Source organism: Klebsiella sp. PL-2018, assembly GCF_019048985.1.
Classification (GTDB): Bacteria; Pseudomonadota; Gammaproteobacteria; order Enterobacterales; family Enterobacteriaceae; genus Klebsiella; species Klebsiella michiganensis.
The window spans coordinates 1228736-1246768 of record NZ_CP077673.1 but is presented as its reverse complement, the minus strand read 5'-3'; the positions used below and the strand labels follow the sequence as shown (position 1 = coordinate 1246768).

Genomic DNA, 18033 nt, shown 5'->3' with positions numbered 1-18033 from the left:
CGCGCGGCTGGGCTACAAGCATTACCCCGCCCGGTAATAGGGTTTATCCCCGAGAATCGTCGCCCGGTGCATAATGCGCCGCTGCGGCAGGTAATCGGCGTTGGCGTAGTGCTGGGTGACGCGGTTATCCCAAATCGCCACGTCGTTCGGCTGCCAGCGCCAGCGCACCTGGAAGTCCGGTTTAGTAACGTGAGCAAACAGGAAGCCGAGCAGCGCCTCGCTCTCTTTCTCCGTGACGTCAACGATGCGGGTGGTAAAGCCCTCATTGACAAACAGCGCCTGCTTCCCGGTCACCGGATGGGAGCGCACCACCGGATGCAGCAGCGGCGGATTTTTCGCGACCGCCTCCAGCCAGCGCTGATGCTCCTCTTCGCTTTTACGGTATTTGTACTCCTGAAACGATTTGCGAAAATCATGCTCCGCGCGCAGGCCGCTTAACAGCTGGCGCAAAGGCGCGGAGAGCGCCTCATAGGCCGCAATGCCGCTGGTCCACAGGGTATCGCCGCCGGTTGACGGCAGCTCTTTTGCCGCGAGGATCGCCCCGGCGGGCGGCGTCTCAATAAAGGTGACATCGGTGTGCCAGTTATCATTATCCGGCGGATTATCGTCATGGGTATCAAGCACGATAATCTCATCCACGCCGGGCGCGTGCGGATAGACCGGATGAATATGCAGGTCGCCAAAGCGCAGGGCGAGATCCCGCTGCTGCTCGGGAGTGATGTTTTGCTCGCGCAGGAACACCACCTGGTGACGCAGCACCGCGTGATACAGCTGCTCAAACTGGTTGTCGCTCAGCGGGCGGGTGATGTCGACCCCGGATACCTGCGCGCCAATATACGGCCCCAGCGGGGTAATGCTTAAACGTTCGCTCATTGTACTTCTCCATGCCAGGGCGTCAGGCGACGCTGCAGCGCGCGCAGCCCCAGTTCCAGTAAAAAGGCGATGATGGCAATCACCGCGATCCCGGCCAGCACCACGTCGGTGGCGAGGAACTCACCGGCGGACTGCACCATAAAACCTAACCCGCGAGTGGCGGCAATCAGCTCCGCGGCCACCAGCGTCGACCAGCCCACGCCGAGCCCAATGCGCAGGCCGGTGAGGATCTCCGGCAGCGCGCCGGGCAGGATCACCAGCCACAGCACCTGCGCCCGGCTGGCCCCTAAAGATTGCGCGGCGCGAATGCGCACCTGCTGAGCGCTCTTAACCCCTGCCAGCGCCGACATCGCCACCGGCGCGAATATCGCCAGGTAGATCAGCAGGATCTTCGAGGTCTCGCCGATGCCGAACCAGATCACCATCAGCGGTAAATAGGCCAGCGGGGGCACCGGGCGATAAAGCTCGATCAGCGGGTCGAGGATCCCGCGTACCGTGGGGCTCAGCCCCATGGCGATCCCCACCGGCACGCCGAGCAGTACCGCCGCCAGCAGCGCGATAACGATACGCGTCAGGCTCGCCGCCAGGTGCTGCCAGAGGGTGGCGTCCATAAAACCCTGCGGACCGGCAATAGCGATAAGTTTCTGCAATACCTGTCCCGGGGGCGGCAGAAACAGCGGACTAATCAGCTGCAGGGCGGCAACGGCCCACCAGATAGCCAGCAGTACCGCCAGGGTCGCCACGCTCAGGCTGAGCTGACGCGAGAGCGGCCAGCGCCACTTCAGCCCCCGCTGACGCGGTTTGTCATTGATGACCACGCTCATGAGAAAGCCTCCCGTTGTTCAAATACCCGGCTGAGGACGTATTCGCGCTGTTCGATAAACCGCGGGTCCGATTTAATGCTGCGGCAGGATTCACCGGCGACGAAGCGGCGGCCAAAATCGAGCGGCAGCCGTTCGAGCACCCGGCCCGGCCCCGGCGAGAGTAGTACCAGTTCGGTGGCCATAAACACCGCCTCTTCGATATCGTGGGTAATCAGCAGCACCTTCTTACCGGTCTCGTGCCACAGGCTGAGCAACAGGGTTTGCATCTGCTCGCGGGTAAAGGCATCCAGCGCGCCAAACGGTTCATCAAGCAGCAGCAGCTGCGGGTTGGCCGCCAGCGCGCGGGCAATGCCTACCCGCTGACGCTGGCCGCCGGAGAGCTGCCAGATAAAGCGCTTTTCCGCCCCTTCGAGGCCCACTTTTTTCAGCATCTGCGCGGCGGTTGCCCGGCGCTGCGTTTTGTCGACCCCAGCCAGCTGCAGCCCGAGCGCAACGTTATCCTGCACGTTGCGCCACGGCAGCAGCCCTTCGTGCTGAAACACCACGCCGCGATCGGCGCCCGGCCCTTCAACCCGCTGGCCTTCAAGGGTGATGCTGCCGTGCTGATAAGGCACGAATCCGGCAATCAGGTTCAGCAGCGTGGTTTTACCGCAGCCGGAGGGCCCCAGGACCACCAGCAGTTCGCCGCTGTCCAGCGTCAGGTTGATATCCGCCAGCGCCGGTTTACCGCCGTAATCGGCGGAAAGATGCGAGATTTGCAGCATCATGACCTCCTTTACTTCACAAAACGGTCGGTGACGTACTGGCTGTAGTCGCTTCCCGCTGCGGGCACTTTACCCTGCTCTTTCAGGAATTTAGCGGTGTCGATGATGGCTTTATTCACCGGCCCGTTCAGCTCCTGCGCCTGCTGGGCGGCGGTCAGGTAGGTATTGCCTTTCACCAGCCCCGGGACGTCGGCTTCCGGTACGCCGCTTAAGCGCGCCAGCTTGCTGATGTTCTCCGGCTGCTTCAGCCACTCATCCGGGTTGGCGATATAGGGCTGCTGCGCGTCAATGGCGCTTTTGGCGAAGGCTTTGACGATGTCAGGATGCTTTTCGGCAAAGTCTTTGCGTACCACCCACACGTCCAGCGTCGGCGCGCCCCACTCGCCCACCTGCGACGAGTCGGTGAGAACCGTGCCGTCTTTTTCCAGCGCGTTAACCGCCGGCGCCCAGACGTAGGCGCCGTCAATGTCGCCACGCTGCCAGGCGGCAATAATCGCCGGCGGCTGCAGGTTGAGGATCTGCACCTGCCCCGGTTTAATCCCCCAGTGCTTCAGCGCCGACAGCAGGCTGTAGTGGGTGGTGGAGATAAATGGCACGGCGATGCGTTTGCCGATCAGGTCCTGCGGTTTGGTGATGCTCTTCTTCACTACCAGCGCTTCGGAGTTACCGAGCTTTGAGGCCAGCAGAAAGACTTCAATCGGCACCTGCTGGGTGGCGGCGACCGCCAGCGGGCTGGAGCCGAGGTTGCCGATCTGCACGTCGCCGGAAGCCAGCGCCCGCACGATGCTCGCGCCGCTGTCAAACTTGCGCCAGTCGACGGTCGCCCCGCTCGCTTTGGCGAAAGTGTTGTCCGCCTGGGCGACTTTCGCCGGCTCGGCGGAGGTCTGATACGCCACGGTAACGTTGACCGCCTGGGCCTGGAACGCCGCCAGCGCCAGCGCGGCAATGAGTGTGATACGCGATGAAAAAACCATGTTGTCTGCTCCCCTGTCTTGTTATGGGGGCAGTATTTCGTTGCGCCTGAATTTGATAAAGGAATTAAAACATCTTGCTAAGAACAAAGCGTTTTTAGAAAAAAATCGGCAATGCTTATACACAAAATCATTCATGCTGCATCGAGGCGGCAAGGTTGTTCGTCCCCGGGAGCTGACATAAGTCAGTGACCGGGGCGGGCAAACGAAGCCAACAAAGAGGCAGCTTGAAGGATGAAGTGTATTGCGATTTTGTTACATTCATTGCATAACTGCGCCTGATTGATTGCCAGCGCAGCGGCGGCAGGCATCATAGAACCATGATGCGCTGAGAGAGAAGAAACATGATTCGAGTGGTGCTGGTCGATGACCATGTGGTGGTGCGTTCAGGCTTTGCGCAGTTACTCAGCCTCGAAGAAGATCTCGAGGTGGTTGGCCAGTTCAGCCGCGCGGCGGAAGCCTGGCCGGCGCTGCTGCGCGACGACGTCGACGTGGCGGTCATGGATATCGCAATGCCGGATGAGAACGGCCTGAGCCTGCTAAAGCGCCTGCGCGCGCAAAAGCCGCAGTTCCGCGCCATTATTCTCAGTATTTACGACACCCCCACCTTCGTGCAGAGCGCGCTTGATGCCGGCGCCAGCGGCTATCTGACCAAACGCTGCGGCCCGGAAGAGTTGGTCCAGGCGGTGCGTTCCGTCGGTATGGGCGGACACTACCTGTGCGCCGATGCGCTGCGGGCGCTGCGCGGCGGAGAACAATCGGCGCAGGTGCTGGAAGTGCTCACCCCGCGTGAACGCGAAGTCTTTGATTTGCTGGTTAAAGGCGACAGCGTCAAGGAGATCGCCTTTAAGCTCGAGCTCAGCCACAAAACGGTTCACGTCCATCGCGCCAACGTGCTGGGCAAACTACAGTGTCACAGCACCATTGATCTGGTCCATTTCGCCCTCGACCACCAGCTGCTGGCGGGTCATTAATGTCGCGCAGCCTTCGCCACAGCGTCATCTCGCTGTTCATCGTGCTGGCCTGGGGAAGCGGCTGGCTGATGCTGTGGACGCTCGGGTTTTACCTGACCCATAACGGCCAGCAGGCGGCGCTGTTCCTGCCGCACGGCGTCTATCTGGCGCTGCTGATCCTGCTTTCGCGCCGCTACTGGCCCGCGCTGGTGCTGCCTCCGGTGCTGATGCTGCTCTGGCTGCACGGCGAACAGCTGCTGAACGGCTATATTCTGCTGGCCGCGCCGTTGATCGGCCTGCTTCCCGCCGGCATCGCCCAACAGTTCTGGCACCGCTTTCCCCTTTACTGGCAGCGGCTGACGCTGCTGCTGGCTACGGTCACCGCCAGCGCGCTGCTCAACACCGCGCTGCTCTCGCCGTTTGTGAAAAGCCCGGCGATGATGCTCGGCCTGGCCTCGTTTACCGGCGGGGTGCTGCTGACGCCGTTTGTCTATCTGATTTTTGAATTCCTGCGCCAGCAGCACCGCTACCATCTGCTGGGGCTGGATACCAATAATCCGCCGCTGCGCACCTCGCTGATCATCTGGTGCAGCCTGTTCTTTATCATCGGCATCGGCACCCAGATGGTACTGTCGCCGGAAATCGAGCGCCTGCTGTTAATTGTGGTGTTTCTGCCCAACGTGGTGATGGCGTGGAAGTTCGGCTGGCAGGGCGGCGTCCTTTCCGGCCTGCTGGGTAGCATGATGATCACCATCGCCCGCCAGGTTGGCGTTGGATTCAGCAACCTGGTGGAGCTGGAGATTTTTCTGGCCACCCAGGCGCTGCTCGGCATCGGGCTGGGCATTGCCATCAGCCGCCAGCAGCACCTGGCGCAAAACCTGCACCACTACCGCCAGCGGCTGGAGGCGGAGCTGGCGGCCCGGCGGGCGCTGGCCGAAAAGCTGATCCATACCGAAGAGGATACGCGCAAAAGCCTGGCGCGTGAGCTGCACGACGAAATCGGCCAGAATATTACCGCCATTCAGATCCAGTCGCAGCTGGTGAAGCGGGCGCGCGATCCGGCGCAAACCCAGGCCGCCGCCAGCCAGATTAACGATCTCGCCCGGCGTATTCACCACTCCACCCGCCAGCTGCTGCGCCAGCTGCGCCCGCCGGCCCTCGATGAGCTGTCGTTTAAAGAGGCGCTGCACCATTTGCTCAATGAGTTTGCCTTTGCCGAGCGCGGTATCCGCTGCCGCTTTGACTACCGGCTCACCGCCACGCCGGAGAGCGAAACGGTGCGCTTCACCCTCTATCGGCTGCTGCAGGAGCTGCTTAATAACGTCTGTAAGCACGCCGACGCCAGCGAGGTCGCCATTGCCCTGTATCAGCAGGGGACGCTGCTGCGCCTGGAGGTGAAGGACAACGGTATCGGCATCAGCCCCGACAAAATGGCCGGCTTCGGCATTCAGGGCATGCGTGAGCGGGTCAGCGCCCTGGGCGGAGAGCTGACGCTGGAGTCGCAGCGCGGCACACGCGTAATTGTTAACTTGCCCACAAATTTGCAACAAACAGCCGGCTAACCAGGAAAAAGTCTTAGTCACTCCGGACTTTCTCTCATCCCCTTTCGATTTCACTTTCATATAGTCAGCAAAACGGAGACGGCTATGCGCTCAGCAACCGACATTAATCAACGTTACAGGACGCTGCGTCCGCAGCTGCTGATGTACATGGTCATCGGGTATGCGGCGTTTTACCTGACGCGCAAAAGCGTCAACTACGTTCTGCCGGCGCTGCAAACGGATCTGGGCCTGGATAAAGGCGATATTGGCCTGCTGGGGTCGCTGTTTTACCTGACCTACGGCCTGTCGAAGTTTACCGCCGGGCTGTGGCACGACAGCCACGGGCAGCGCTGGTTTATGGGCGCGGGCCTGTTCGCCACCGGTCTGCTGAACGTGGTGTTCGCCTTCGGCGAGTCGCTGACGCTGCTGCTGGCGGTCTGGACGCTGAACGGATTTTTTCAGGGCTGGGGCTGGCCTCCCTGCGCCCGCCTGCTAACCCACTGGTACTCGCGCAACGAACGCGGCTTCTGGTGGGGCTGCTGGAATATGTCGATCAACATCGGCGGGGCGATTATCCCGCTGATTAGCGCCTTTGCCGCCCACTGGTGGGGCTGGCAGGCGGCGATGCTGGCACCGGGGATGATCAGCATGGCATCAGGCATCTGGTTAACGCTGCACCTGAAAGGAACGCCCCGCGAAGAGGGATTGCCGTCGGTGGGCGCCTGGCGTAACGACCCGCTGGAGCTGCGCCAGGAGCGGCAAAGCCCGCCGATGGGGCTGTGGCAGATGCTGCGCACCACGATGCTGAAGAACCCGATGATCTGGCTGCTGGGCGTCTCTTATGTGCTGGTCTACCTGATCCGCATCGCGCTCAACGACTGGGGCAACATCTGGCTGACGGAGAGCCACGGCGTCAATCTGCTCAGCGCCAACGCCACGGTGATGCTGTTTGAAGCGGGCGGCCTGCTCGGCGCGCTGTTCGCCGGATGGGGCTCGGATCTGCTGTTCAGCGGCCAGCGGGCGCCGATGATTTTACTGTTCACGCTGGGGCTGATGGTCTCCGTCGCCGCGCTCTGGCTGGCGCCGGTACACCACTACGCGCTGCTGGCGGTGTGTTTCTTTACGGTGGGCTTCTTCGTTTTTGGCCCGCAAATGCTGATTGGCCTCGCGGCGGTGGAGTGCGGACACAAAGCGGCGGCGGGGTCAATCAGCGGATTTCTCGGCCTGTTCGCCTATCTGGGGGCAGCGCTGGCGGGCTGGCCTCTATCGCTGGTCATTGAACGCTACGGCTGGTCGGGGATGTTCAGTTTACTCTCGGTCGCCGCAGTTCTGATGGGTTTATTGCTGATGCCGCTGCTGATGGCGAGCATTACTACCTCTGCTGCTCAAAGGATAAAATAATGAAAAAAACGCTGGTCACTACCCTGATTGCTTCCGGCATTGCGCTGGCGACGTTAAGCGGCGCGGCGCACGCCAAAGGTCGTCTGGTGGTCTATTGCAGCGCCACCAACGAAATGTGTGAGGCGGAAACTAAAGCCTTCGGCGAAAAATATGACGTAAAAACCTCGTTTATTCGCAACGGCTCCGGCAGCACGCTGGCGAAGGTCGATGCCGAGAAGAAAAACCCGCAGGCGGATGTCTGGTACGGCGGCACCCTCGACCCGCAGTCCCAGGCCGGCGAAATGGGCCTGCTGCAGCCCTATAAATCGCCGAATCTTACGCAGGTGATGGAGCAGTTCCGCGATCCGGCGAAGCTGAAAGGCAACTACTCCTCGGCGGTGTACGTCGGCATTCTCGGCTTCGGCGTGAACACCCAGCGCCTGAAAGAGAAAAACCTGCCGGTGCCAAAATGCTGGAAGGATCTGACCAAACCGGAATACAAAGGCGAAATCCAGATTGCCGACCCGCAGAGCTCCGGCACCGCCTACACCGCGCTGGCGACCTTCGCCCAGCTGTGGGGAGACGATCAGGCTTTCGATTATCTTAAACAGCTCAACGCTAACGTCTCCCAGTACACGAAATCCGGTATCGCCCCGGCGCGCAACGCCGCCCGCGGTGAAACGGCCATCGGCATCGGCTTCCTGCACGACTATTCGCTGGAAAAAGAACAGGGCGCGCCGCTGGAGCTGATCTCGCCTTGCGAAGGCACCGGCTACGAAATTGGCGGCGTGAGCATTCTGAAGGGCGCGCGCAACCTCGACAACGCCAAACTGTTTGTCGACTGGGTGCTGTCGAAAGAGGCCCAGGAGCTGGCGTGGAAGAAAGGCAAGTCCTATCAGATCCTGACCAACACCAGCGCCGAAACTTCGCCGAACTCGCTGAAGCTCGACGACCTGAAGCTTATCAACTACGACATGGATAAATACGGCTCAACGGACGTGCGTAAAGCGCTCATCAATAAATGGGTTAGCGAAGTGAAGATGGGTAAATAAGCCCGCACTGCGTTCATTTGCCGGGTAGCGGCATCCACGCCCTACCCGGCCTACGACACCGGAAAACTTATGTCACACACACTTGCACTCCATCCCGTGAAAAAGCGGGATGCGATATTCCTTTGGGTTTTATTCGGCTGGCTGGCGTTCGCCCTGCTGCCGAGCTGGAGCCTGGATTACGGTCTGCTGGAGTCCACGCAAGATGAAATTCTCGCGGCCTACGGCTGGTCACAGTTCAATATCAGCTGGCTGTGGTATCTCCTGCCGAGCCTGCTGCTGATTCGTCCATGGCAGGAAGCCAGCCGGGAGCAGCGCAGCCGCCACTACCTCGACGCCGGCTGGGCGCTCCTCTGTATGGCGTTTATCGTCGTCAGCGCCACCGTGGAAGGCCGCGGGTTAGGCTACGCCACCCTCGTGCTGTTTGTCGCGCTGGGCGCCATCATGACCCTGGCGCTCACCCGCCTGGAATGGCTGGGCGGCGACCGCTTTGTGATTGGTTCGCTGGTCACCATCGTGGCGTTAATCGGCGTCTTTATCGTCTGGCCGAGCATCGCCATTTTCATCCCGATGTTCACCAACGACGCCGGCGAGTTTGCCCCGCTGGCGTTTATGGCCGTGCTGTCGCAGGCGCATATTGTCCAGGTGATCCTCAACTCCATCGCCCTGTCGATTGCGGTAGGCATCGGCTGCACTTTCTTTGGTCTGGTGCTGGCGATTTACACCACCCGCATCGCGAAGCGCAGCGCGATTATCGGCCGCATTTTCTCGATTCTGCCGATCGTCACCCCGCCCTTTGTCGTCGGCCTCGGCGTCACCCTGATGATGGGCCGTTCCGGCTACGTCACCGAACTGATGGTCGACTGGTTCGGCTTAACCAACACTAACTGGCTGTACGGATTTACCGGCATCTGGCTGGCGCAGGTGCTGGCGTTCACCCCGATGGCATTTATGATCCTCGACGGCGCGATTAAGACCATTCATCCGTCGCTGGAGGAGGCGTCGTACACCCTGCGCGCCAGCCGCTGGCAGACCTTCAATGGCGTCTTCGTCCCGCTGCTGAAACCGGCGCTGGCGAACGCGTTTTTAATCGTCATCGTTCAGTCGCTGGCCGACTTCAGCAACCCGCTGGTGCTCGGCGGCAACTTCGACGTGCTGGCGACGCAAATCTACTTCTATATCACCGGTTCGCAGCTCGATTATCAGGCCGCCAGTACCCTCGGCGCATTCCTGCTGCTGTTCTCGCTGCTGGTGTTCTGCATTCAGTATATGTGGATTGGCAAGCGCTCTTACGTCACGGTTTCCGGCAAGTCCTATCGCGGCGACGTGCAGCCGCTGCCGGTGACCCTGGTGTGGAGCGTGATCGCCATTCTGGCGGTGTGGATCGCCTTTAACGCCCTGCTCTACGGCAGCATTTTCTATGGCAGTTTTACCGTTAACTGGGGCGTGGATTACACCCTGACGCTGGATAACTTTATCAAGCTGTTCGGCCAGGGGATGAGCGACGGCGCCTGGCCTTCGCTGCTCGATACCCTGCTCTACGCCGGGATCGCCGCGCCGATCACCGCCGCCTTCGGCCTGCTGATCGCCTGGATCGTGGTGCGTCAGCAGTTTAAAGGCAAAAAGACCATCGAGTTCACCACCATGCTGTGCTTCGCGGTGCCGGGCACCGTGGCGGGCGTCTCCTATATTCTCGCCTTTAACAGCGCGCCTGTGTACCTCACCGGAACGGCGGCGATTGTGATTATCTCGATGGTGATGCGTAACGTGCCGGTGGGCATCCGGGCGGGCATTGCCGGTTTAGGCCAGATCGACAAATCGCTGGACGAAGCGTCGCTCAGCCTGCGCGCGGGTTCCCTGCGCACCATTACGCATATCCTGCTGCCGCTGCTGCGCCCGGCGATCCTCTCGGCGCTGATCTACAGCTTTGTGCGCGCCATTACCACCGTCAGCGCCATTGTGTTCCTCGTGACGCCGGACACCCGCGTCGCTACCGCCTATATCCTCAACCGGGTGGAAGACGGCGAATACGGCGTGGCGATCGCCTACGGATCAATTCTGATCGTAGTGATGCTGGCGATTATTTTTATCTTTGACTGGCTGATCGGGGAAGCGCGTATCTCCCGGTCAAAAGCCAAAAACCAGGCGTAATGGAGCGCACTATGAGTCAGAAAAATTTTGTTGAACTGCGCAACGTCACCAAGCGATTCGGCAGCAACACGGTTATCGACAATATCAATCTCACCATCCCGCAGGGGCAAATGGTGACCCTGCTCGGCCCTTCCGGCTGCGGTAAGACCACCATTCTGCGCCTGGTCGCCGGGCTGGAAAAACCGAGCGAAGGGCAGATTTTCATCGATGGCGAAGACGTGACCCATCGCTCCATTCAGCAGCGCGACATCTGTATGGTGTTTCAGTCTTACGCCCTGTTTCCGCATATGTCGCTGGGGGACAACGTCGGCTACGGTCTGAAGATGCTCGGCGCGTCGCGCAGCGATGTGAAAGCGCGGGTGAAGGAGGCGCTGGCGATGGTGGATCTGGAGGGCTTCGAAGACCGCTATGTCGATCAGATCTCCGGCGGCCAGCAGCAGCGCGTAGCGCTGGCGCGCGCCCTGATCCTCAAGCCAAAGGTGCTGCTGTTTGATGAGCCCTTAAGCAACCTCGACGCCAACCTGCGGCGCAGCATGCGCGATAAGATCCGCGAACTGCAAAAGCAGTTTGATATCACCTCGCTGTACGTGACCCACGATCAGAGTGAAGCCTTTGCGGTTTCCGATACCGTGCTGGTGATGAATAAGGGGCATATCATGCAGATCGGCTCGCCGCAGGATCTTTACCGCCAGCCCGCGTCGCGCTTTATGGCGAGCTTTATGGGCGATGCCAACCTGTTCCCGGCCGCCTTCAGCGAGGGGTTCGTCGATATTTATGGCTATCGGCTGCCGAGGCCGCCGCATTTTGCCGCCCACGGCGAGGGCAGCGTCGGCGTCCGCCCGGAGGCGATCACCCTGAGCGATCGCGGCGAGGAGAGCCAGCGCTGCACGATCCGCCACGTGGCCTATATGGGGCCGCAGTACGAGGTGACGGTAGAGTGGCACGGGCAGGAAATTTTGCTGCAGGTGAACGCGACGCGGCTGCAGCCGGACGTCGGCGAGCATTACTATCTCGAAATCCACCCGTACGGGATGTTTGTGTTAGCGGATGCCGGATGATTGATGCCGGGTAGCGCTTACGCTTACCCGGCCTACGATTCGTGCACGTTGTCGGCCGGGTAAGGCATCAGCCGCCACCCGGCGCAAACTCAACGCCGGGCGTTCAGTTCGGCAATATCCTTCGGCGTCGTGCGGCAGCAGCCGCCAATCAGCTTCGCCCCCGCCGCCAGCCACTGGGGTAAATATTCCGCCAGCGTTGCACAGGCTTCGCCGTGGTGATGCCAGGTCTTGGATACCGCGTCATAGTGCTCCCCGGAATTAGGATAAACCACCAGCGGCAGCGCCGTCAGGCTATGCAGATGCGCCAGCGCGGCGGTGGTGTTCTCCAGCGCGATACAGTTAATGCCCAGCGCCACCACCTGCGGATAGTTTGCCAGCACCCCAACCACTTCCCGCAGCGGCGTGCCGTCGCTGAGATGCTGCGCATCGCGCAGGGTAAACGAGAACCACGCCCGCGCGCGCGGATAGGCGATCAGCAGCTCCGCCAGCGCCTTCATCTCGGCGAAATTCGGCATCGTTTCGCAGGCCAGCAGATCGGCCCCGGCGTCGAGCAGCGCTTCCACGCGCGGACGATGAAACGCCTGAAATTCCTCATGGCTGCGGACATAATCGCCGCGATACTCCGAACCGTCCGCCAGGAAGGCGCCGTACGGCCCGACCGAACCGGCAACCAGCAGCGCGCCCGCCTGCGGGTTTTCCGCCAGATACGCCTCCCGCGCCTTGCGGGCCAGCTCAACGCTTTTGCCGATCAGCGCTTTCGACTGCGCTTCATCGAGGCCGCGGGCGGCAAAGCCCGCCGGTGTCGCCTGATAGCTGGCGGTGATCGCCACCTGCGCGCCGGCGCGGAAATAGTCGAGGTGAACTTCGCGGATAAGCTCTGGGTTGTCGACCAGCACTTTCGCCGACCACAGGCTGTCGGCAAGATTGCAGCCGCGCGCTTCCAGCTCCGTCGCCATCGCGCCGTCCAGCAGGATAAAGGGCTTTGCGTCAAGGAGGGCGGTTAACGGATTATTCTGCGACATGTTGAGGCTCCTGGGTGAGTTTCCGTGAACGAGTCAGATAATACGCACCATAACACAGTGCCACGAACGGGATCCCGCACCACAGCGCAATCCTCTGACTCGGGTCAAACGCCAGACCCACGCAGGCCACCAGGCAAAGCACAAATCCCAGCGCCGGCACCAGCGGATACCACGGCGCGCGGTAGTGCAGTTCGCTTAGCGCCTTCCCCTGCTGCAGATGGCGACGGCGGAACATAAAGTGCGAAGCGCAGATGCTCAGCCATACCGCCACCACCGCGAAGCCGGAAATCGCCGACAGCGCGACAAACACCGTATCCGGGGCCACGACGCTGGAGAAGAGCGCCAGCACGCCGCCAAGCATGCTGACCAAAATCGCCGTCAGCGGCACGCCGTTCTTGGTTAATTTAGTAAAACAGGCCGGCAGCGTTTTTTCATTGGAGAGCGACCACAGCATCCGCCCGGAGGCGTAGAGGCCAGAGTTGGCCGCCGATAGAATCGCCGTCAGGATCACAAAGTTAAAGATATCCGCCGCGTAAGGGATCCCCACCTTTTCGAACACCAGCACAAACGGGCTTTTTTCGACTCCCGCCTGCTGCATCGGGATCAGCGCCGCCAGCACGAAGACGGTGCCGATAAAAAAGATAATCAGCCGGGCGATGGTGGTGCGAATGGCCACCGGAATGACTTTGTGCGGATTCTCCGTTTCCCCCGCCGCGATGCCGATAAGTTCGGTGCCGGAGAAAGCGAAGTTAACCGCCACCATGGTCATCAGGATCGGCAGACCGCCGTGCGGGAACCAGCCTTCGGCGGTGATATTGCGCAGCCCCGGCGCCGGGGAGCCATCCTGCATCGGAATGATGCCGAAGATCGCCGCCCCGCCGAGAATAATAAAGGCAATAATGGTGACCACCTTCACCAGCGAGAACCAGAATTCACCTTCGGCAAAGAAGCGGGTGGAGATAACGTTGAGGGCGAAAATCACCGCGCAGAACACCACGCACCAGACCCATACCGGCACCTGCGGGAACCAGTACTGCATGCAGAATCCGGCGGCGGTGAAGCTTGAGCCAAGCGCGACGGTCCAGGTTAGCCAGTAGAGCCAGGCGACGGTGTACCCGGTCGCCGGGCCGAGATAGCGGGCGGCGTAGACGTGAAACGCCCCGGTTTCCGGCATCGCCACCGACAGTTCGCCCAGACACTGCATCACCAGCCAGACCACCAGCGCGCCAATCAGATAGGCCAGCAGCGTACCCGCCGCTCCGGTGGTGGAGATGATATAGCCGGTATTAAAAAATAGCCCTGTGCCAATAACGCCACCCAGCGACAGCATAATCAGGTGGCGGGTCTTCATGGTGCGCTTAAGCTGCCCACCTTGTTGTTGTGTTGTTTGCATTTGACCTCATGGGCGTATAGACATCTAAACATCCAGATAAGAGATTCCTTATACCCCGCCTATCGCCAAATTGCAAAGCGGCCTGGCGCGATGGCGCAAAAAAGACGCTGGCGCCCTCATGCACCAGTAACGCCACATTTGCGGGCAGCTGCACCACCGCGACTCTCCCGCCGGGCGCGGTCTGCACCTTTTTTGATCCTCGTTGGCGTAAACCGCCGCGTTTATCGGTGGTATGCCCTGGCATTCTCTTTGCAACCCTCCCGATATCTTTATCTGGCGAGGCAACGAACATGACAGAGCAAACCACAACGCTAAAAAGAACGCTCGGCAGTTTCCGCTTATGGGGGATCGCCGTTGGGCTGGTTATTTCCGGAGAGTATTTTGGCTGGAGCTACGGCTGGTCCCAGGCCGGGACGCTGGGCTTTATGATCGTCGCGCTGGCCATCGCCGCGATGTACTGCGCCTTTATTTTTAGCTTTACCGAGCTGACCACCGCCATTCCGCATGCGGGCGGGCCTTTTGCCTACGCCTACCGCGCCTTTGGCCCGACCGGCGGGTTTATCGCCGGCTTCGCGACCCTGATTGAATTCGTCTTCGCCCCGCCCGCCATCGCCATGGCCATCGGCGCCTATCTTAACGTGCAGTTTCCGGCGCTCGACCCCAAATGGGTGGCCTGCGGCGCCTACATCATCTTTATGACGCTGAATATTCTCGGCGTGGGTATCGCCGCGACCTTTGAGCTGGTGGTGACGTTATTAGCGATTTTCGAACTGCTGGTGTTTATGGGCGTTGTCGCGCCGGGCTTCTCCTGGAGCCACTTTACCGCTAACGGCTGGGCGGGCGCGGAGAGCTTCAGCGGCCTGGCGCTGCCGGGGATGTTTGCCGCCATCCCGTTCGCTATCTGGTTCTTTCTGGCGATTGAAGGCGCATCGATGGCCGCCGAAGAGGCGAAGGATCCGCAGCGCACCATTCCCCGGGCGCTGGGCGGCGGCATCCTGACCCTGACCGTGCTGGCGATTGGCGTGATGATTTTTGCCGGCGGCGTGGGCGACTGGCGAACCCTGGCCAATATTAACGACCCGCTGCCGCAGGCGATGAAAATGGTGGTCGGCAACAGCAGCGGCTGGCTGCATATGCTGGTGTGGCTGGGACTCTTCGGCCTGGTGGCCTCGTTCCACGGGATTATCATGGGCTACTCGCGGCAGATTTACTCGCTGGCGCGCGCGGGCTATCTCCCCGCCAGCCTGGCGACGCTGAACCGCCGCACCCGCACGCCGCATCTGGCGATCCTCGCCGGGGGCGTGGTGGGCATCGCCGCCATTTTCTCCGATTCGCTGATCACCATTAGCGGGATGCCGCTGACCGCCTGTATCGTCACGATGTCGGTATTTGGCGCTATTGTTATGTATATCACCTCGATGGCGGCGCTGTTTAAACTGCGCCGCAGCGAGCCGAAGCTGATTCGACCGTTCCGCGCGCCGCTCTATCCGTGGGCGCCGGCCTTCGCGCTGGCCATGGCGGTACTCTGCCTGGTGGCGATGGTCTGGTACAACACGCTGCTGGCGCTGATTTTCGCCGCCATGATGCTCGGCGGCTACCTGTGGTTTCGCAAGACCGCAGCGGCCCGCCAGCGCGCGGCGGTGGATCCGCAGCTGCGTACGGTCTCCTGAGGAGGCGACACATGTATAAAACTACGCTATCGGGCCAGGTATGGCGCTTTGACAGTCTGAAAACCTTGATGGCGAAGGCCTCTCCTGCGCGTTCCGGCGACGCGCTGGCGGGCGTTATCGCCGGCTCCGCCGAAGAGCGGATGGCGGCAAAAATGGCGCTGGCGGAGGTTCCGCTCACGGAGATTCTCGATAATCCGCTGATTCCCTACGAGCAGGATGAGGTGACCCGGCTGATCCTCGATACCCACGACGCCCGGGGCTTCGCGGCGATTCGCCATCTTACGGTCGGCGATTTTCGCGACTGGCTGCTCGACGACGCCACCGATGAAGCGGCGCTGCGCCAGGTCGCCCGCGCGATAACCCCGGAGATGGCCGCCGCGGTCAGCAAGCTGATGCGCAATCAGGATCTGATCCTCGCCGCCAGCAAATGCCGGGTCGTCACCCGTTTTCGCAATACCATCGGCCTGCCGGGGCGCCTGAGCGTGCGCCTGCAGCCCAATCACCCGACCGATGATATGAAAGGCATCGCCGCCAGCATGCTCGACGGCCTGCTGTACGGCGCCGGGGACGCGGTGATCGGCATCAATCCGGCCAGCGACAGCCTGCCGGTGCTGGCGCAGCTGAACCATATGCTTGACGATATTATTCAGCGCTTCGCCATCCCCACCCAGTCGTGCATTTTGACCCACGTCACCAACACCCTGCAGCTGATTGAGCGCGGCGCGCCGGTGGATCTGGTGTTCCAGTCGGTGGCCGGTACCGAAGCCGCCAACAGCGGTTTCGGCATTAATCTGGCGCTGCTGCAGGAAGCTCGGGAAGCGGCGCTTAGCCTGAACCGCGGCACGCTGGGCAACAACGTGATGTATTTTGAAACCGGCCAGGGCAGCTGTCTTTCCGCCAACGCCCACCACGGCGTTGATCAGCAGACCTGCGAAGCCCGGGCCTATGCCGTCGCCCGCCATTTTGAGCCGCTGCTGGTCAATACGGTGGTGGGCTTTATCGGCCCGGAGTATCTGTACGATGGTAAGCAGATTATCCGCGCCGGGCTGGAAGATCACTTCTGCGGCAAGCTGATGGGGCTGCCCATCGGCTGCGACGTTTGCTACACCAATCACGCCGAAGCGGATCAGGACGATATGGATACCCTGCTGACGCTGCTCTGCGCGGCCGGGCTGACCTTTTTGATCGGCGTTCCGGGGGCTGACGATATTATGCTCAACTACCAAAGCACCTCGTTCCACGATGCCCTTTACGCCCGCCGACTGCTGGGTTTACAGCATGCGCCTGAGTTCGCCGACTGGCTGACGAAGATGCAGATTATTGACCGTCACGGCGCGCTGCGTCTGACCGATGCCCGCCATCCGCTGCTTTCCGTCCTGCCGCAAGGAGAACCGGTATGAATCCTCCCGACGCCTGGAACCCGCTGCGTGAGTTTACCGATGCGCGGATTGCGCTGGGGCGCAGCGGCGCCAGCCTGCCGACCCGCGAAGTGCTGAATTTCGGCCTCGCCCATGCCCTGGCGCGCGATGCCATTCACCAGCCTTTCGCCAGCGACCAGTTAGTCCAGCCGCTGGCGGAGCTGGGGCTGTCGACGCTGACCGTCCGCAGCGCCGCCAGCGATCGCCATGTCTATCTGAATCGCCCGGATCTGGGGCGACAGCTGAACGAAGAGAGCCGCGCCGACCTCGCCGCCAGCGGCGCGCGCCCCGCCGACCTGCTGCTGGTGATTGGCGACGGGCTGTCGTCATACGCCGTGCAGCGCCAGGCGGTGCCGCTGATTCGCGCCCTGCTGCCCTATCTGGAAACCCTCGGCCTGAGCCTGGCCCCGGTGGTGCTGGCGCACCAGTCGCGGGTCGCGCTGGGCGATGATATAGGCGAAACGCTGAAGGCCAGAGCGGTGGCGATATTGATTGGCGAAAGGCCCGGGCTCTCCTCGCCGGATAGCCTCGGGGTGTATTTAACCTGGCAGCCGCATCGTCAGCGGCTGGAGTCGGAGCGCAACTGTATTTCTAATATCCGTCCGGAAGGACTGAGCTTTGATGCCGCCGCATTTAAACTGGCCTGGCTACTGGAGCAGGCCTTTTTGCGGCGGCTTACCGGAGTGCGCCTGAAAGACGAAAGCGATAATCCGGCGCTGCATGGAAAAATAAAACCGTTGAGCCAGTTAAAATAATAAGTCACGCAGGCAGCAGAATAGATTTTTAATATTATCTGGCGCACCTGAATATTATATTCGGGTGCGCGCTAAAATTGCGGGCTTTCCAGGCCGGGTAAGGCGTCAGCCGCCACCTGGCAAAATGCGTTAACCGTACCAAAAACAGTATTTTCATCAGCCTTATGCCCTCTCCTGGAGGTAATAAGAATATTGCATGAGTAAAAACGAA

The 18033-nt window shown here is 61.1% G+C and carries 15 protein-coding genes; 9 read left to right on the top strand and 6 right to left on the bottom strand.

Features of this window, described 5'->3' with window-relative positions; translation table 11 throughout:
- Positions 1-21 precede the first annotated feature (21 nt).
- From tauD to tauA, 4 genes are read right to left on the bottom strand one after another with little or no spacing between them, the layout of a single operon-like run.
- A complete protein-coding gene (gene tauD, locus MKleb_RS05805; RefSeq protein WP_025107203.1) occupies positions 22-873 on the bottom strand; it encodes a taurine dioxygenase in 852 nt (283 codons plus the stop codon).
- On the bottom strand, positions 870-1697 hold the full coding sequence (gene tauC, locus MKleb_RS05800) for a taurine ABC transporter permease TauC (RefSeq protein WP_004848136.1): 828 nt from the start codon (positions 1695-1697) through the stop codon (positions 870-872). Before tauC ends, tauD begins: the two co-directional genes overlap by 4 nt.
- On the bottom strand, positions 1694-2461 hold the full coding sequence (tauB, locus tag MKleb_RS05795) for a taurine ABC transporter ATP-binding subunit (protein ID WP_004848135.1): 768 nt from the start codon (positions 2459-2461) through the stop codon (positions 1694-1696). Before tauB ends, tauC begins: the two co-directional genes overlap by 4 nt.
- Before the next feature lie 11 nt (positions 2462-2472).
- Positions 2473-3435 carry a taurine ABC transporter substrate-binding protein gene (tauA, locus tag MKleb_RS05790; RefSeq protein ID WP_004848133.1) on the bottom strand — a complete coding sequence of 321 codons (963 nt, stop codon included), beginning with the start codon at positions 3433-3435 and terminating at the stop codon, positions 2473-2475.
- A 341-nt stretch (positions 3436-3776) separates the two neighbouring features.
- Here tauA and MKleb_RS05785 point away from each other — a divergent pair, with 341 nt between their 5' ends.
- From MKleb_RS05785 to fbpC, 6 genes are all read left to right on the top strand, one after another.
- The gene (locus MKleb_RS05785; protein WP_025107204.1) at positions 3777-4406 is read left to right on the top strand and encodes a response regulator transcription factor; all 630 of its coding nucleotides are present in this window, start codon (positions 3777-3779) and stop codon (positions 4404-4406) included.
- Entirely contained in the window at positions 4406-5947 is a 1542-nt protein-coding gene (locus tag MKleb_RS05780) for an MASE1 domain-containing sensor histidine kinase (RefSeq protein WP_025107205.1), read from the top strand. The genes MKleb_RS05785 and MKleb_RS05780 overlap by 1 nt, the downstream gene beginning before the upstream one ends.
- A gap of 60 nt (positions 5948-6007) precedes the next feature.
- The gene (gene uhpC, locus MKleb_RS05775) at positions 6008-7327 is read left to right on the top strand and encodes an MFS transporter family glucose-6-phosphate receptor UhpC (protein WP_223852531.1); all 1320 of its coding nucleotides are present in this window, start codon (positions 6008-6010) and stop codon (positions 7325-7327) included.
- Complete coding sequence (locus MKleb_RS05770; RefSeq protein ID WP_025107206.1) at positions 7327-8358, top strand: ABC transporter substrate-binding protein; 1032 nt, start codon at positions 7327-7329, stop codon at positions 8356-8358. The genes uhpC and MKleb_RS05770 overlap by 1 nt, the downstream gene beginning before the upstream one ends.
- 69 nt (positions 8359-8427) lie before the next feature.
- Positions 8428-10506 carry an ABC transporter permease gene (locus MKleb_RS05765; RefSeq protein ID WP_025107207.1) on the top strand — a complete coding sequence of 693 codons (2079 nt, stop codon included), beginning with the start codon at positions 8428-8430 and terminating at the stop codon, positions 10504-10506.
- Between the two features lie 11 nt (positions 10507-10517).
- Entirely contained in the window at positions 10518-11564 is a 1047-nt protein-coding gene (gene fbpC, locus MKleb_RS05760) for a ferric ABC transporter ATP-binding protein (RefSeq protein WP_025107208.1), read from the top strand.
- A gap of 89 nt (positions 11565-11653) precedes the next feature.
- On the opposite strand, the gene mmuM is transcribed toward fbpC, so the two are convergent.
- Entirely contained in the window at positions 11654-12586 is a 933-nt protein-coding gene (gene mmuM, locus MKleb_RS05755; protein ID WP_025107209.1) for a homocysteine S-methyltransferase, read from the bottom strand.
- Positions 12573-13979: an S-methylmethionine permease gene (gene mmuP, locus MKleb_RS05750; RefSeq protein WP_025107210.1), complete on the bottom strand. Its 1407-nt coding sequence runs from the start codon at positions 13977-13979 to the stop codon at positions 12573-12575. Before mmuP ends, mmuM begins: the two co-directional genes overlap by 14 nt.
- A 290-nt stretch (positions 13980-14269) precedes the next feature.
- On the opposite strand from mmuP, the gene eat reads away from it, so the two are divergent.
- From eat to eutC, 3 genes are read left to right on the top strand one after another with little or no spacing between them, the layout of a single operon-like run.
- Positions 14270-15649, top strand: coding sequence for an ethanolamine permease (eat, locus tag MKleb_RS05745; RefSeq protein ID WP_004129501.1), 1380 nt, complete (start codon positions 14270-14272; stop codon positions 15647-15649).
- 11 nt (positions 15650-15660) lie between these two features.
- Entirely contained in the window at positions 15661-17049 is a 1389-nt protein-coding gene (locus MKleb_RS05740) for an ethanolamine ammonia-lyase subunit EutB (RefSeq protein ID WP_004133738.1), read from the top strand.
- Positions 17046-17822, top strand: coding sequence for an ethanolamine ammonia-lyase subunit EutC (eutC, locus tag MKleb_RS05735; protein ID WP_025107211.1), 777 nt, complete (start codon positions 17046-17048; stop codon positions 17820-17822). The genes MKleb_RS05740 and eutC overlap by 4 nt, the downstream gene beginning before the upstream one ends.
- The last annotated feature ends 211 nt before the right edge of the window (positions 17823-18033 follow it).

What these genes read in the sequence shown, in the direction of transcription:
- tauD (WP_025107203.1), bottom strand. Translation starts at nt 873, where the DNA reads ATGAGCGAACGTTTAAGCATTACCCCGCTGGGGCCGTATATTGGCGCG.
- tauC (WP_004848136.1), bottom strand. Translation starts at nt 1,697, where the DNA reads ATGAGCGTGGTCATCAATGACAAACCGCGTCAGCGGGGGCTGAAGTGG.
- tauB (WP_004848135.1), bottom strand. Translation starts at nt 2,461, where the DNA reads ATGCTGCAAATCTCGCATCTTTCCGCCGATTACGGCGGTAAACCGGCG.
- tauA (WP_004848133.1), bottom strand. Translation starts at nt 3,435, where the DNA reads ATGGTTTTTTCATCGCGTATCACACTCATTGCCGCGCTGGCGCTGGCG.
- MKleb_RS05785 (WP_025107204.1), top strand. Translation starts at nt 3,777, where the DNA reads ATGATTCGAGTGGTGCTGGTCGATGACCATGTGGTGGTGCGTTCAGGC.
- MKleb_RS05780 (WP_025107205.1), top strand. Translation starts at nt 4,406, where the DNA reads ATGTCGCGCAGCCTTCGCCACAGCGTCATCTCGCTGTTCATCGTGCTG.
- MKleb_RS05770 (WP_025107206.1), top strand. Translation starts at nt 7,327, where the DNA reads ATGAAAAAAACGCTGGTCACTACCCTGATTGCTTCCGGCATTGCGCTG.
- MKleb_RS05765 (WP_025107207.1), top strand. Translation starts at nt 8,428, where the DNA reads ATGTCACACACACTTGCACTCCATCCCGTGAAAAAGCGGGATGCGATA.
- fbpC (WP_025107208.1), top strand. Translation starts at nt 10,518, where the DNA reads ATGAGTCAGAAAAATTTTGTTGAACTGCGCAACGTCACCAAGCGATTC.
- mmuM (WP_025107209.1), bottom strand. Translation starts at nt 12,586, where the DNA reads ATGTCGCAGAATAATCCGTTAACCGCCCTCCTTGACGCAAAGCCCTTT.
- mmuP (WP_025107210.1), bottom strand. Translation starts at nt 13,979, where the DNA reads ATGCAAACAACACAACAACAAGGTGGGCAGCTTAAGCGCACCATGAAG.
- eat (WP_004129501.1), top strand. Translation starts at nt 14,270, where the DNA reads ATGACAGAGCAAACCACAACGCTAAAAAGAACGCTCGGCAGTTTCCGC.
- MKleb_RS05740 (WP_004133738.1), top strand. Translation starts at nt 15,661, where the DNA reads ATGTATAAAACTACGCTATCGGGCCAGGTATGGCGCTTTGACAGTCTG.
- eutC (WP_025107211.1), top strand. Translation starts at nt 17,046, where the DNA reads ATGAATCCTCCCGACGCCTGGAACCCGCTGCGTGAGTTTACCGATGCG.